The following is a 12694-nucleotide window of genomic DNA, read 5'->3' as shown; positions in this document are numbered from 1 at the left end:
GTTCAAGCGGGTTTGTGTTCTCAGTCCTGTCAGCCAGGTCAGGAAACGGTGGCGCGCGCCATGGCGCGGCGGTCGATGGCGGCCCAGTCCCAGTCGATGCCAAGCCCCGGCGACGCAGGCGGCACGGCGTGGCCATCGGCAAACGCCACGCGGCTGTGCGTGATGGCATCGAGCTGCGGGATGTACTCGACCCACGGGGCGTTCGGCACCGCCGCGCAGAGCGACACATGCAGCTCCATCAGGAAGTGCGGGCAGATCGGGACGTTGCAGGCCTCGGCCAGGTGCGCCACCTTGAGCCACGGCGTGATGCCGCCCACGCGCGCCACATCGGCCTGCACGACCGAACAGGCGCCCTGGCGCAGGTAGTCGGCAAACTGGCCGGCGGAATAGAGCGATTCGCCCACGGCAATCGGCAGGGGGGTGGCGGCGGCAAGCCGGACGTGGCCGGACAGGTCGTCGGCGGGCAGCGGTTCCTCGAACCATGACAGGCCCAGGCCTTCATAGTGGGGCGCGCGCCGGATGGCCTCGGCCGACGTGAAGCACTGGTTGGCGTCGATCATCAGCGCGAAATGGTTGCCCACGGCTTCGCGCACCGCGTAAAGACGGTCGAGATCCTCGGCCAGATGCGGCTTGCCAACCTTGAGCTTGACCCCCTGGAAGCCCGCCTGCCTTGCCGCCAGCGTGGCCTGGACCAGTTCGGCAGGCGACAGGTGCAGCCAGCCGCCTTCGGTGGAGTACATCGGCACGCGCTGCTGCGCACCGCCGGCGGCGAGCCACAGCGGCTGGCCGTCGCGGCGGCAGCGCCAGTCCCACAGCGCCGTGTCGATGGCCGCCAGTGCCAGGCTGGTGATGGCGCCCACCGAGGTGGCGTGGGTGCTGAACAGCAGGTCGCGCCAGATCTGCTCGATGCGGGCCGGGTCGCGGCCGATCAGCCGCGGCGCCAGGTGGTCGCGCAGCAGCGCCATGACCGACGAGCCGCCTGTGCCGATCGTATAGCTGTAGCCCGTGCCTTCGCTGCCGTCGTCGCAGCGCACGCGCACCATCGGCGTTTCCTGGGTAACGAACGACTGGATCGCATCGGAGCGCGCAACGGGGGGTGGCAGATCGACCTGCAGCAGTTCAACGTGCGTGATCGTCGTCATTTGCTGCCTACCAGGTTGGGCAGCCACAACGTGATCTCGGGCACGTAGGTGATGGCGATCAGGGTCAGGAACAGCGGGATCAGCCACGGCAGGATGGCCACCGTGGTGCGCTCCACCGACAGCCTGGCCACGCGCGCCAGCACGAACAGCACCATGCCCAGCGGCGGGTGCAGCAGGCCGATCATCAGGTTCAGCGTCATGATCAGGCCGAAGTGGATCGGGTCGATGCCGAGCTTGAGCACGATGGGCAGCAGGATCGGCACCAGGATCGTGATGGCCGCCGTGGTGTCGATAAAGCAGCCGACGATCAGGATCAGCACGTTGGCCAGCAGCAGGAATACCCACTTGTTGTGCGTGAAGCCCAGGATGGCGTCCGTCAGCGCCTGCGCGGCCTGGCTCGTGGTCAGCAGCCAGGCGAAGATCGACGCCGCCGTGACGATGAACAGCACCGACGCGGTGGTTTCCACCGTATCGAGCGTGGCGCGGGCCAGCGCCCGCATCGTCATCGACCGGTAGCGCACCAGGCCCAGGAACAGGGCCCAGATGACCGCGGCCACGGCTGCCTCGGTGGGCGTGAACCAGCCCAGCGTCATGCCGCCGATCAGGATCACGGGCGCCATCAGCGCCATCACGGCCGAGAAGTCGAAGTACCAGTCCAGCGCCAGCAGCACCACCAGGGCAATCATCGCCGCCATGTTGGTCGACATGCCGGCCGACACGGCCAGCCAGATCGCCATCGGGAAGGCCAGCACCACGATGATCTCCACCGTGGCCGAGCCGAGCAGCTTCCACGAGAACGCCGTGTCGCCGCCCCAGCCGCGCCGGTGCGCGATCCACGCCACGGTGGCCATCATGAACAGCGTCAGCACCAGCCCAGGGACGATGCCGGCCAGGAACAGCGAGCCGATGGACACGTTGGCCATCATGCCGTAGATCACGAACGGCAGCGACGGCGGGATGATCGGGCCCAGCGTGGCCGATGCCGCCGTCACGCCCACGGCGAATTCGGTCTCGTAGCCGTGGTCCTTCATCGCCTTGATCTCGATGGTGCCCAGGCCGGCCGCATCGGCAATGGCCGTGCCGCTCATGCCCGAGAAGATCACCGAGCCGATGATGTTGACGTGGCCCAGGCCGCCGCGCATCCAGCCCACCAGCGCCACCGCGAAGTTGTAGATGCGGCCCGTGATGCCGGCCACGTTCATCAGGTTGCCGGCCAGGATGAAGAACGGCACGGCCAGCAGCGGAAAACTCTCCACGCCGGCGATCATGCGCTGGGCCAGGATCACGTCGGGCACTGTGCCGCTGGCCCAGATATAGAACAGCGACGCCAGCGCCATCGACACGGCCACCGGCATGCCCACCAGCATCAGCAGCAAGAACGAAGCAATCAGGATCCACATGCCCGGGCTCCTTAGTCGTCAAACGATTCGAAGGCTTCCGGGCGTTCCAGAATCGAATAGCCGTTTCGCCAGTTTTGCCAGGTCACCTGGATCGAGCGTCCCAGCATCAGCACAAAGCCGAGCAGCGCCGCCCAGTACACATGGTTCTTGTTCCAGTCGATGGTGGTCATCGGCTCGTCGCCCACGATGCCGATGTACTTCCAGACCAGCCACGCGGCGTAGCCCAGGAACGCCGTGCGCAGCACGTCGACCAGCGTGGACAGCACGCGCGCCGCGCCATGCGGCAGGTAGCGATAGATCAGGTCCACCTGGATATGCCGGCTCTTGCGCACGCACATCGACGCGCCGATGAAGACCACGCCGATCAGGCAGTAGGTGGCCAGTTCCTCGGTCCAGGCCAGCGAATCGTTCATCACGTAGCGCGTGAAGAACTGCATGAAGACCAGCAGCGTCATGATCCAGAACAGGCCCACGGTGAACCAGTCCTCGGCGGCGTAGCCGGACAGGTCCACCGGCTGCGCATCGGCGGCCTCGAACGTGTGGACGATTTCCTCGACCGAAGTCATGTGCGGGGCGCCGTCGGCGGGCGGGGTGTCCGTGGACCGGTCGGGCAAGGCCTGGGAGCGCAGTTCCATTGGAAGTCTCCGGTTCGTGTGGTGGTTTTTCTCCGCTCTCCCGTGTACGGGAGAGGGGAGCGGGATTGCGAGTCGGGCTTACTTCACCGCCTGGATCTTTTCCCAGTCCGCCTTGCGATAGCCCTGCGACTCGACGCTGACGTTCTTGAGCACGGCGTCGCGATACTCGGGGATGCTGACCTCTGTCACCGTGATGCCCTTTTGCTTGAACACCGCCACGAGTTCCTTTTCGCGCGCCACCACGTCGGCCGTGGCCCTGGCAGCGGCTTCCTGCGCCACGTCGAGGAACATCTTGCGCTCGGGCTCGGACAGCTTCTTCCAGAGCGCGCCCGAGACAATCGTGTTCAGGTGATCGACGATATGGCCGGTCAGCACGATGTACTTCTGCACCTCGTAGAACTTCTTCGCCTCGATGGTGGTCAGCGGATTTTCCTGGGCTTCCACGGTGCCGTTCTGCAGCGCCAGGTAGACCTCGGCAAACGCGATCGGCGACGTATTCACGCCGCAAGCCCGGGGCATGGCCAGGTAGGCCGGCACGTCAGGCACGCGCATCTTCAGGCCCTTCATCTCGGCGCAGTGCGAGAACGGCTTGTTCGACGTGGACTGGCGCGTGCCGTAATACGTGGTGGCCACGATATGGTTGCCGGTCTTTTGCTCGTAGCCCGCCGTCAGTTCCTTGTAGATGTCGCTCTTCGTGTAGGCCAGCAGGTGGTCGGGGCCCCGGAAGATGTATGGGTAGTACGTCACGCCGATGCGCGGGAACGACTTGGCCGCGAAGCTGGAGCCCGAGATGATGATGTCCACCGTGCCCATCGCCAGGCCCTGGTTGATATCGTTCTCCTTGCCCAGTTGCGACGCCGGGAACACGTCGATCTGATACTTGCCGTTGGTGCGCTTCCTGATCTCGTCGGCGGCCCAGACCGACCATTTGTGGAACGGCTCCGAGGTTTCATAGACGTGCGCCCATTTGAGCTTGATCGGGGAAGCCTGCTGGGCCAGCGCGGGGGTGGTCAGGGTGGCGGCGAACAGCAGGGCCGCACCGAGCGTGGACGAGAACTGCCGGCGACGTAGCATCATGGGTCTCCTTTTTCGGTGAAAGATCCGCCGGTCTTATAGAGGTGACCAGTCGGCATGCGAGGGCAAAACCTTATCCGGTCAACTGCACCTTGGTACTGCGGGATTTGTCGGCGGCCAGCTGGAAGGCCTCGACCGCCTGTGCCAGCGGCAACTGGGCGGACAGCAGCGGCCGCACGTCGAGCCGCCGGCTGGTCAGGTACTGCACCGCCCAGTCGAATTCGCGGCCGAAGCGGAACGCGCCCACGTAATCGAGTTCGCGCGCCATGATGCTGTTGGCGGGAAAGTGCAGCCCTTCGGCCGGCAGGGTGCCAACCTGTACGATGCGGCCGCCCCGGCGCGTGGCCGTCAGGCACGTGCTCAGCGCGGCGACGCTGCCGGCGGCCTCCAGGCTCACGTCGGCAATGTCCTGCAGTTCGCTGGCGTGCACCTGCGTGGTCAGGATGGTGCGGTCTGCGCCCACCGCCGCCGCCACGTCGAGCGGCCGCTGGGCGATATCGCACACGATGATCTGCGCCGCGCCGGCCAGTCGCGCGGCCATTACGGTCAGGCTGCCGATGGTGCCCCCGCCGGTCACCAGCACGGTCTTGCCGAGCAGTTCGCCGGCCCGGTTCACGCCGTGCAGCGCCACCGACAGCGGTTCGGCAAAGGCCAGTTCGCCCAGCGAGATATCGGCGTGCACTGGCGTCAACTGCCGCTCATGCATCGGGAAGTGCTGGCGGAACATGCCCTGCACATGCGGAAACACGCTGGCGCTGCCCAGGAAGCGCATGTTGCGGCACAGGTTGTCGCGGCCGGCGCGGCAGTAGTCGCACTGGCCGCACGCGTGCGACGGATTGATCGCCACCTTCATGCCCGGCGCCACGCGCGTGACGGCGCTGCCCACCGCCTCGACGATGCCGGACGCTTCGTGCCCCGGCGTCAGCGGTTCCTGGATGACGAACGCGCCGACCTTGCCGTGGAAGTAGTAGTGCAGGTCCGACCCGCAGATGCCGGCCGCGCCCAGGCGCACCAGCACATCGTGCGGGCCGGGGGCGGCCGGTTCCACTTCGGTAAAGCGCAGGTCTTCGCTGGCGTGGATATGGCAGGTCAGGGACATCACGACTCCTCGCTGTGGGCTTTCACGTCTTTGCCATGGCCCGGCCACGCCGCATAGAAGCGGTGATGCGACAGTTCCAGGTGGTCGCACATCGCGGCCCGCGCCGCATCGGGCGAGCCGGAATCGATGGCGTTCACCACGGCACGGTGTTCGGCAATGGCGGCGGCCCAGCTTTCGGCATTCTCGAAATGGTTGCCAAACTGCGCGAACAGCGGGTTATGGCGCTCGTCGAAGAGCTCGGCCACCAGGCGCAGCAGCACGGCGTTTTCCGATACCTCGGCAATGCGCAGATGAAACATGCGGTCGCCGCGCACGGGGATATGGCCGCCGCCGGCTTCCTCTTCCATCAGCGCGATCGATTCGGCCAGCGCCTCCAGCAGTGCCGGCGTGCAGTGGCGCGCGGCGCCGGCGGCCATTTCGCCTTCGATCACCTGGCGGGCGCGGATCACGTCCAGCGGCGTCGCCGCCACGATGCCGCCCCCGTGCACGGTGGGGGGCGTGGCATCGGCCGCGCAGGCATAGATGCCCGATCCCATGCGGACCTCGACCAGGCCTTCCACCTCCAGCGCAATCAGCGCCTCACGTACCGACGGACGCGACACGCCCAGTTGCACCGCCAGGTCGCGCTCGGGCGGCAGCCGCGCGCCAACGGGGAACTCCCCGCTTTCGATCAACCGGCGCAGCTGGTCGGCAATCTGGCGGTACAGGCGACGCGGTTCGATCTGCTGAAGCGGCATGGGGTATCCCGGGCAGGCAGCGGACAAATGGTCAAGCGGTCTGACCAATTTCTAGGAGACTTTGCGCGCCGCTTCAAGAAAATGTTATGGCGCGGCGCAGCAGGGCATCGCACCGGTGAAGCGGGGACCACGAGGAGGGCCGCGCGGGAAGATATGACACGGCTGCATGCCAAAACTACCGGCGATCGACGCCCCTCTGCGCGTTTTCTTCAGTCCGGGCATCCGCCGCACGCGCGTCCCAAATCGTTGAAATCATTGGAGAAAGCCAGCCCGGGAGACGCCCGGTCGACATCGGGCCGTCATGCGGGCCCTGCATTTGCTACTAAGCTTTCTTGGGACTGCCCTGGTTCTGGGACAGTCTGCCGTGTTCCGTCTGTGAGGAGATCACGATGCAAACAAAGACGTTAATACCCGCTGTACTGGTCGCCGCCGGCCTGCTGTCCGTGCCGCTCGCCCAGGCCCAGCAACAACAACCGATGCCCGGCCAGACCCAGCCGTCGGGTCCCACCCCCATGCCATCCCCGGGCCAGGCAGGCGCGATGCCACCCAATGCGACTCCGATGCCGCCAGCCACCAGCGGCAGGCAGCCCCAAGGCATGTCGAACAAGGGACAGAGCTCTGGTTCCCAAGGCGGCATGTCTCAGGGCGGCATGTCCTCGGGCGGGTCCCAAGGCGGTATGTCCTCGGGCGGGTCCCAAGGCGGCATGTCGCAGGGTGGCATGTCCTCCGGCCAGTCTGGCTCGGCGCCGATGGGCGCCCAGTCGCCTTACTCGCCCAAGAAGTGGAACAAGGGCGAAAAGCTGCCGGCAGAATTCCGCGACCGGCAGTACGTGATCGACAAGTACAAGGACTACAACCTGCCCGCGCCCAAGAAGGGGTATCACTGGGTAGGCGTCGGCGCCGACTACTATCAGGTGTCGTCGAACGGCACGATCTATTCGGTCGGGCCGGGAAGCTGATCCGGGTAGGAGTTTTCCTAAGAAAAACGCCGCGGGGTCGCGGCGTTTTTTTGTTTAGCGGTGCGTATCGGCGTCGTCGGCCTCAGCAAAAAACACCGCCTGGACGGCATGTTCGATGGCGTCGAACGTTTCGGGCCGGACCCGTGTGCCAAGCTGCGGGAAGTGGATACTTTCATCGCCACGATGGGCAAAGACCTACCTGGTCGCGCGGTGAAGTGGGCCTACCTCAGCTGTTCACGCAGCCGGGCATATCCAACCAATCGCATACTGTGCATGGCGACCCCTTAAAGTGATGTTTGGGGCGCAAATTTTTATTAGGCAGGCGAAGGATTTTTATGTTTTTCGGGCTACTCGTCTACTTTTTATTAGGCGATGCTGTTTACGTCACTCAAAACGCACAGTGCACCGCCATACGCCACACCAAATTGGCGCTGGCCGAACTTTTTATATATTTCGACCCCAAACCACCCACCAAATCTTGGTGGGTTTGGGGCCCTGGCTTGCACTCAATCCGGCAACGCGTCGTACGTCACCAAAAACACCTGGTCATCGCCCGCGCTAACGGACAGCCAGACGATATCGAGATCGGGGAAGGCCGCTTCCACGTTGTCGTGTTCGTTGCCGATTTCCACCACCAGCACGCCGCCCGGGTTCAGGCGCTTTTTGGCGCCAGCGACGATACGGCGCACCACGTCCATGCCGTCGTCGCCGCCGGCCAGTGCCAGGCGCGGCTCGGCCAGGTACTCGGCCGGCAGTTCGCGCATCGACTGCTCGTTGACATAGGGCGGATTGGTCAGAATCACGTCGTACGTGGCGCCCGAAGGCAGCGGCGCGTACAGGTCGCCCTCGAACAGCGCGATGCGGTGTTCCATCTTGTAGTCCGCCACGTTGCGGCGGGCCACGGCCAGTGCGTCCGGCGAAATGTCCACGGCGTCGATGCGCGCATTGGGCCAGACATGCGCGGCGATGATCGGCAGGCAGCCCGAGCCGGTGCAAAGTTCCAGCACCGGGCCGATCTGCCCGATGTCGCCCAGCCATGGCTCCAGGCCGTCCTGTAGCAATTCGCCGATAAAGCTGCGCGGCACGATCACGCGCGAATCCACGTAGAAGCGCAGGCCGTGCATGAACGCTTCGTGCGTGATGTACGCGGCCGGCACGCGTTCCGTGACGCGGCGGTCTATCACCTTGAGCACGGCGTCGACTTCCTCGGGCAGCAGGCGCGCGTCGAGGAACGGATCGAGCGTGTCCAGCGGCAGGTTCAGCGTGTGCAGCACCAGGTAGGCCGCTTCGTCATAGGCGTTGGCGCTGCCGTGGCCGAACGACAGCCGGGCGGCCGTAAATCGGGAAACGGCCAGGCGCAGCAGGTCGCGGACCGTCTTCAGGGGGGAGGGGGTAGCCATGGCGGTGGGTCGTTCCAATGGTAAGTCGATCAGCCGATCAGGCGATCAGGCGTTCCAGCACGCCACGGTAAACGTTCTTGAGCGGCTCGATGAAGCGCACTTCCACGTGTTCGTCGATCTTGTGGATGCTGGCGTTCGGCGGGCCGAATTCAATGACCTGCGGGCAGATCTTGGCGATGAAGCGGCCGTCGGACGTGCCGCCCGTGGTCGACAGCTCGGTCGTCACCCCGCACTGGGCGGCAATGGCGGCCGCCAGCGCGTCGGAAAGATCGCCGCGCGGCGTCAGGAACGGCTCGCCGCCCAGTGTCCAGTCCAGCGTGTATTCCAGGCCGTGCTGGTCCAGGATCGCATGCACGCGCTGCTTCAGGCCGTCCGGCGTACTGGCCGTCGAGAAGCGGAAATTGAAGTCGATGGTCACGTGGCCCGGAATCACGTTGGTGGCGCCGGTGCCCGCATGGATATTCGACATCTGCCACGTGGTGGGCGGGAAATACTCGTTGCCCTGGTCCCACGTCTCGGCCACCAGCGCGGTCAGCGCCGGCGCGGCCAGGTGGATCGGGTTGCGTGCCAGGTGCGGGTAGGCGATGTGGCCCTGCACGCCCTTGACCGTGAGCTTGCCCGACAGCGACCCGCGGCGGCCGTTCTTGACCATGTCGCCCAGCGTATCGACCGAGGTCGGTTCGCCCACCACGCAGTAGTCCAGCCGTTCGCCACGTGCCTTCAGGGCTTCCACCACCTTCACGGTGCCGTCGTGCGCGGGGCCTTCCTCGTCGCTGGTGATCAGGAACGCGATGGAACCGGCGTGGTCGGGGTGCCGGGCGACGAATTCCTCGCAGGCCACCACGAAGCCGGCAATCGACGTCTTCATGTCGGCCGCGCCACGGCCGTAGAGCTTGCCGTCGCGCTGGGTCGGTTCGAACGGGTCGGACGACCACTGGTCGAGCGGGCCGGTCGGCACCACGTCGGTGTGGCCGGCAAAGGCCAGCAGCTTGCCCGCCGTGCCCTGCGTGCCGCGCCTGACCGCCCACAGGTTGGTCACGCGGAAGCTGTCAGGGCCGCTGACGATGTTCTCGCAGGTAAAGCCAAGCGCGCTCAGGCGCGCTTCCAGCACGGACTGGCAGCCTTCGTCGGCGGGGGTGACCGAGCGGCGGCGCATCAGGTCTTCGGTCAGGGCAAGGGTCGGATTCATGGTGCGGGCAGGTGCGACGAATGGTGCGAAATGCGGGTCTTCAGAACAGCGAGGCGTACGTGTCGGCGGAAAACCCCACGCTGACCTGGCCATCGCGATCCAGTACCGGGCGCTTGATCAGCGACGGGCTGGTCTGCATCAGGGCCACGGCGCCGGCTTCGTTGTCCGCCTTGGCCTTGTCGGCGTCGGACAGCGCGCGGTACGTCGTGCCTTTCTTGTTCAGCAGCGTGGCCAGCGGCACGTGCTTGAGCCAGGCGCGCAACATCTTCTCGTCGACGCCTTGCTTCTTGAAATCGTGGAACGTGTAATCGACACCGTTCGATTCCAGCCAGGTGCGGGCCTTCTTGACGGTGTCGCAGTTGGGAATGCCGTAGAGCAAGACGGTCATGGTGCGCGGAATCGGGGTGAAATTAACGGAACAGCAGGTTGATCGCGATGATCAGCCCGCCCAGGCCAAATGCCACGCCAGCCATGGCCACGGCTGTCATCAGGCGCAGCCGGCGGTCCAGCCGCGCGGCCTCGCGGCGCAGCGCCTCGATCGTGATCGCGTGCTGCTCGGCCAGCAGCTTGACCGCCTCGGCCTGCTGCATGGCGGCCGCTTCCAGTTCCGCGATGCGCGCGGCCGGGTCGCGCGGCGGCTCGGCGTCGGGCTGCGTGGTTTCGCTGCCGTCCTTGCGCTTGCCCTTCTTGAGCTTCTCGATGGTCTTGTTGGCCTGTTCGAGGATGGTGGGCAGCAGGGATAGCACGGTACTGACGGTGGCGGGGTCGAGGGCCATGAATCGCTTGGCAGAGGATGGCATCGGCGGGGCTGTGATCCGCCGCCGGGACGGGCCCGGCGGCTGGGTGCGGCTCGACAGATCCGTGGATCAGTCGCGCAGCAGGTCGTTCAGGCTGGTCTTGGCGCGGGTTTGCGCGTCCACCTTCTTCACGATCACGGCGCAGTACAGGCTGTACTTGCCATCCTTGGACGGCAGGTTGCCCGCCACCACCACCGAACCGGCCGGCACGCGGCCATAGTGGATCTCGCCCGTTTCGCGGTCGTAGATCTTGGTCGACTGGCCCAGGTACACGCCCATCGAGATCACCGAATTTTCTTCAACGATCACGCCTTCCACCACTTCCGAACGGGCGCCGATGAAGCAGTTGTCCTCGATGATGACCGGGTTGGCCTGCAGCGGCTCCAGCACGCCGCCAATGCCCACGCCACCCGACAGGTGAACGTTCTTGCCGATCTGGGCGCACGAACCGACGGTGGCCCAGGTGTCGACCATCGTGCCTTCGTCCACGTAGGCGCCGATGTTCACGTACGACGGCATCAGCACGGCGTTCCTGGCGATGAACGAGCCACGGCGGGCCACGGCCGGCGGCACCACGCGGAAGCCGGCCTTGGCGAAGTCGTCCTGGCTCCAGTTGGCGAACTTGGTCGGCACCTTGTCGTAGAACTGGGCAAAGCCGCCGGCGCTCATCGGCGCGTTGTCTTCCAGACGGAACGACAGCAGCACGGCCTTCTTGACCCACTGGTTGACGATCCAGTCCTGGCCTTGCTTCTCGGCCACGCGCAGCGTGCCGGCGTCCAGCTGCGAGATCACGTTGGCCACGGCTTCGCGGATATCGTTCGGCGCGGACTTCGGCGACAGGCTGGTGCGGTCTTCCCAGGCCTGGTCGATCAGGGCTTGCAGAGCTTGCGTCATGATGGTGTTCTCAGTGGTGATTTGTGTAAGAGGCGGCGCCGGTGGCAGGTGCCCCGGCGCCAGGGCATTCGATCGGTGAAGCAGGTGAAGCGTGGCGCCGGGTCTGTCAGCCCAGCGACTTGCAGAATTCGACAATCCGGCGCGCACCTTCCAGGCACTCGTCGGGCGTGGCCACCAGCGCCATGCGCACGCGGTTCTTGCCGGGGTTGGCACCGTGCGCGTCGCGCGCCAGGTAGCTGCCCGGCAGCACGGCCACGTTCTGCTCGGCCAGCAGGCGAACGGCGAACTCGGTGTCGCTCAGGCCCGTGCGCGACACATCGGCCCACAGGTAGAACGCCGCGTCGGGCAGCGCCACGTCCAGCACCTGGGCCAGCAGCGGCGTGACCTCGGCAAACTTGCGCACATAGGCGGCGCGGTTGTCGCGCACGTGCGCCTCGTCGCCCCAGGCGGCCACGCTGGCGGCCTGCACGGCCGGGTTCAGCGCGGCACCGTGGTAGGTCCGGTACAGCAGGAATTTCTTCAGGATGGCCGCATCGCCGGCCACGAAGCCCGAGCGCAGGCCCGGCACGTTAGATCGCTTGGACAGGCTCGAGAACATCACCAGGCGCTCGAAGCCTCGACCCAGCTTGTGGGCGGCCTCCAGCGCGCCCAGCGGCGGCGTGGCTTCGTCGAAATAGATCTCGGAATAGCACTCGTCCGACGCAATCACGAACCCGTAGCGGTCCGACAGTTCGAACAGCTGCTTCCAGTCATCCAGCGACAGCACGGCGCCCGTGGGGTTGCCCGGGGAGCATACGTAAAGCAGCTGCACCTTCGGCCAGACATCGGCGTCGATCTGGTCGAACGCGGGGGCGAAATTGCGCGCCGGATCGCTGTTGGCGAAAACCGGGCGGGCGCCGGCCAGCAGGGCCGCGCCTTCATAGATCTGATAGAACGGGTTCGGGCACAGCACCAGCGGATCGGGCCGGCTGGCATCGATCACGGTCTGCGCGAAGGCAAACAGCGCCTCGCGCGATCCGCTGACCGGCAGCACCTCGGTGGCGGCATCGACGTTCGGCAGGTGGTAGCGGCGCTCCAGCCAGCCGGCGATGGTCTGGCGCAGCGCGTCGGTACCGGCCGTGGCAGGGTATGTGGCCAGCCCGGACAGCGACGCGGTCATCGCGTCCTTGATGAACTGCGGCGTCGGATGCTTGGGCTCGCCAATGCCGAAACTGATGGCCGGCTTGTCGGCCGGTTTCACATCGGCCACCAGCACGCGCAGTTTCTCGAAAGGGTAGGTCTGGAGCAGGTCGAGGCGCGGATTCACGGTGGCAGGGCGGCGGGGCGGTTGAAACGCAGCAGTATATCGCGCCGGGCACATGACCGGAA

General features: G+C 65.9%; 13 protein-coding genes. 1 reads left to right on the top strand and 12 read right to left on the bottom strand.

The window, feature by feature from the left end; genetic code table 11:
• Positions 1 to 38 precede the first annotated feature (38 nt).
• From AC3FJ6_RS18320 to AC3FJ6_RS18295, 6 genes are all read right to left on the bottom strand, one after another.
• The gene (locus AC3FJ6_RS18320; RefSeq protein ID WP_488773139.1) at positions 39 to 1142 is read right to left on the bottom strand and encodes a mandelate racemase/muconate lactonizing enzyme family protein; all 1104 of its coding nucleotides are present in this window, start codon (positions 1140 to 1142) and stop codon (positions 39 to 41) included.
• Positions 1139 to 2542 carry a TRAP transporter large permease gene (locus AC3FJ6_RS18315; RefSeq protein ID WP_488773138.1) on the bottom strand — a complete coding sequence of 468 codons (1404 nt, stop codon included), beginning with the start codon at positions 2540 to 2542 and terminating at the stop codon, positions 1139 to 1141. The genes AC3FJ6_RS18320 and AC3FJ6_RS18315 overlap by 4 nt, the downstream gene beginning before the upstream one ends.
• An 11-nt stretch (positions 2543 to 2553) precedes the next feature.
• Positions 2554 to 3177 carry a TRAP transporter small permease gene (locus tag AC3FJ6_RS18310; protein WP_488773137.1) on the bottom strand — a complete coding sequence of 208 codons (624 nt, stop codon included), beginning with the start codon at positions 3175 to 3177 and terminating at the stop codon, positions 2554 to 2556.
• A 78-nt stretch (positions 3178 to 3255) separates the two neighbouring features.
• A complete protein-coding gene (locus AC3FJ6_RS18305) occupies positions 3256 to 4254 on the bottom strand; it encodes a sialic acid TRAP transporter substrate-binding protein SiaP (RefSeq protein WP_488773136.1) in 999 nt (332 codons plus the stop codon).
• A 70-nt stretch (positions 4255 to 4324) separates the two neighbouring features.
• Positions 4325 to 5350, bottom strand: coding sequence for an L-idonate 5-dehydrogenase (locus AC3FJ6_RS18300; protein ID WP_488773135.1), 1026 nt, complete (start codon positions 5348 to 5350; stop codon positions 4325 to 4327).
• Positions 5350 to 6087, bottom strand: a complete 738-nt coding sequence (locus AC3FJ6_RS18295) for a FadR/GntR family transcriptional regulator (RefSeq protein ID WP_488773134.1) — start codon at positions 6085 to 6087, stop codon at positions 5350 to 5352. Before AC3FJ6_RS18295 ends, AC3FJ6_RS18300 begins: the two co-directional genes overlap by 1 nt.
• A 719-nt stretch (positions 6088 to 6806) precedes the next feature.
• Between AC3FJ6_RS18295 and AC3FJ6_RS18290 the strand changes: the two genes are divergently transcribed.
• Positions 6807 to 7046 carry an RcnB family protein gene (locus tag AC3FJ6_RS18290; RefSeq protein WP_488773133.1) on the top strand — a complete coding sequence of 80 codons (240 nt, stop codon included), beginning with the start codon at positions 6807 to 6809 and terminating at the stop codon, positions 7044 to 7046.
• Between the two features lie 506 nt (positions 7047 to 7552).
• Here the strand turns inward: AC3FJ6_RS18290 and prmB are convergent.
• The 6 genes from prmB to dapC form a co-directional block, all read right to left on the bottom strand.
• On the bottom strand, positions 7553 to 8446 hold the full coding sequence (gene prmB, locus AC3FJ6_RS18285; protein ID WP_488773132.1) for a 50S ribosomal protein L3 N(5)-glutamine methyltransferase: 894 nt from the start codon (positions 8444 to 8446) through the stop codon (positions 7553 to 7555).
• 37 nt (positions 8447 to 8483) lie between these two features.
• Positions 8484 to 9635 (bottom strand): succinyl-diaminopimelate desuccinylase, encoded by a 1152-nt coding sequence (dapE, locus tag AC3FJ6_RS18280; protein ID WP_488773131.1) that lies wholly within the window; start codon positions 9633 to 9635, stop codon positions 8484 to 8486.
• A 40-nt stretch (positions 9636 to 9675) separates the two neighbouring features.
• Positions 9676 to 10023 (bottom strand): arsenate reductase, encoded by a 348-nt coding sequence (locus AC3FJ6_RS18275; RefSeq protein WP_488773130.1) that lies wholly within the window; start codon positions 10021 to 10023, stop codon positions 9676 to 9678.
• 22 nt (positions 10024 to 10045) lie between these two features.
• Complete coding sequence (locus AC3FJ6_RS18270; RefSeq protein WP_488773129.1) at positions 10046 to 10435, bottom strand: hypothetical protein; 390 nt, start codon at positions 10433 to 10435, stop codon at positions 10046 to 10048.
• Positions 10436 to 10501: 66 nt separating this feature from the next.
• Positions 10502 to 11326 (bottom strand): 2,3,4,5-tetrahydropyridine-2,6-dicarboxylate N-succinyltransferase, encoded by an 825-nt coding sequence (gene dapD / locus AC3FJ6_RS18265; protein WP_101684181.1) that lies wholly within the window; start codon positions 11324 to 11326, stop codon positions 10502 to 10504.
• A gap of 106 nt (positions 11327 to 11432) precedes the next feature.
• On the bottom strand, positions 11433 to 12632 hold the full coding sequence (gene dapC / locus AC3FJ6_RS18260) for a succinyldiaminopimelate transaminase (protein ID WP_488773128.1): 1200 nt from the start codon (positions 12630 to 12632) through the stop codon (positions 11433 to 11435).
• Positions 12633 to 12694 lie beyond the last annotated feature (62 nt).

The sequence above is a fragment of the Cupriavidus sp. 94F1 genome (genome assembly GCF_057798875.1).
The sequence above is the reverse complement of the archived record's forward strand: the minus strand, read 5'-3'. Positions and strand labels throughout refer to the sequence as shown.

What these genes read in the sequence shown, in the direction of transcription:
- AC3FJ6_RS18320 (WP_488773139.1), bottom strand. Translation starts at nt 1,142, where the DNA reads ATGACGACGATCACGCACGTTGAACTGCTGCAGGTCGATCTGCCACCC.
- AC3FJ6_RS18315 (WP_488773138.1), bottom strand. Translation starts at nt 2,542, where the DNA reads ATGTGGATCCTGATTGCTTCGTTCTTGCTGCTGATGCTGGTGGGCATG.
- AC3FJ6_RS18310 (WP_488773137.1), bottom strand. Translation starts at nt 3,177, where the DNA reads ATGGAACTGCGCTCCCAGGCCTTGCCCGACCGGTCCACGGACACCCCG.
- AC3FJ6_RS18305 (WP_488773136.1), bottom strand. Translation starts at nt 4,254, where the DNA reads ATGATGCTACGTCGCCGGCAGTTCTCGTCCACGCTCGGTGCGGCCCTG.
- AC3FJ6_RS18300 (WP_488773135.1), bottom strand. Translation starts at nt 5,350, where the DNA reads ATGTCCCTGACCTGCCATATCCACGCCAGCGAAGACCTGCGCTTTACC.
- AC3FJ6_RS18295 (WP_488773134.1), bottom strand. Translation starts at nt 6,087, where the DNA reads ATGCCGCTTCAGCAGATCGAACCGCGTCGCCTGTACCGCCAGATTGCC.
- AC3FJ6_RS18290 (WP_488773133.1), top strand. Translation starts at nt 6,807, where the DNA reads ATGTCCTCCGGCCAGTCTGGCTCGGCGCCGATGGGCGCCCAGTCGCCT.
- prmB (WP_488773132.1), bottom strand. Translation starts at nt 8,446, where the DNA reads ATGGCTACCCCCTCCCCCCTGAAGACGGTCCGCGACCTGCTGCGCCTG.
- dapE (WP_488773131.1), bottom strand. Translation starts at nt 9,635, where the DNA reads ATGAATCCGACCCTTGCCCTGACCGAAGACCTGATGCGCCGCCGCTCG.
- AC3FJ6_RS18275 (WP_488773130.1), bottom strand. Translation starts at nt 10,023, where the DNA reads ATGACCGTCTTGCTCTACGGCATTCCCAACTGCGACACCGTCAAGAAG.
- AC3FJ6_RS18270 (WP_488773129.1), bottom strand. Translation starts at nt 10,435, where the DNA reads ATGCCATCCTCTGCCAAGCGATTCATGGCCCTCGACCCCGCCACCGTC.
- dapD (WP_101684181.1), bottom strand. Translation starts at nt 11,326, where the DNA reads ATGACGCAAGCTCTGCAAGCCCTGATCGACCAGGCCTGGGAAGACCGC.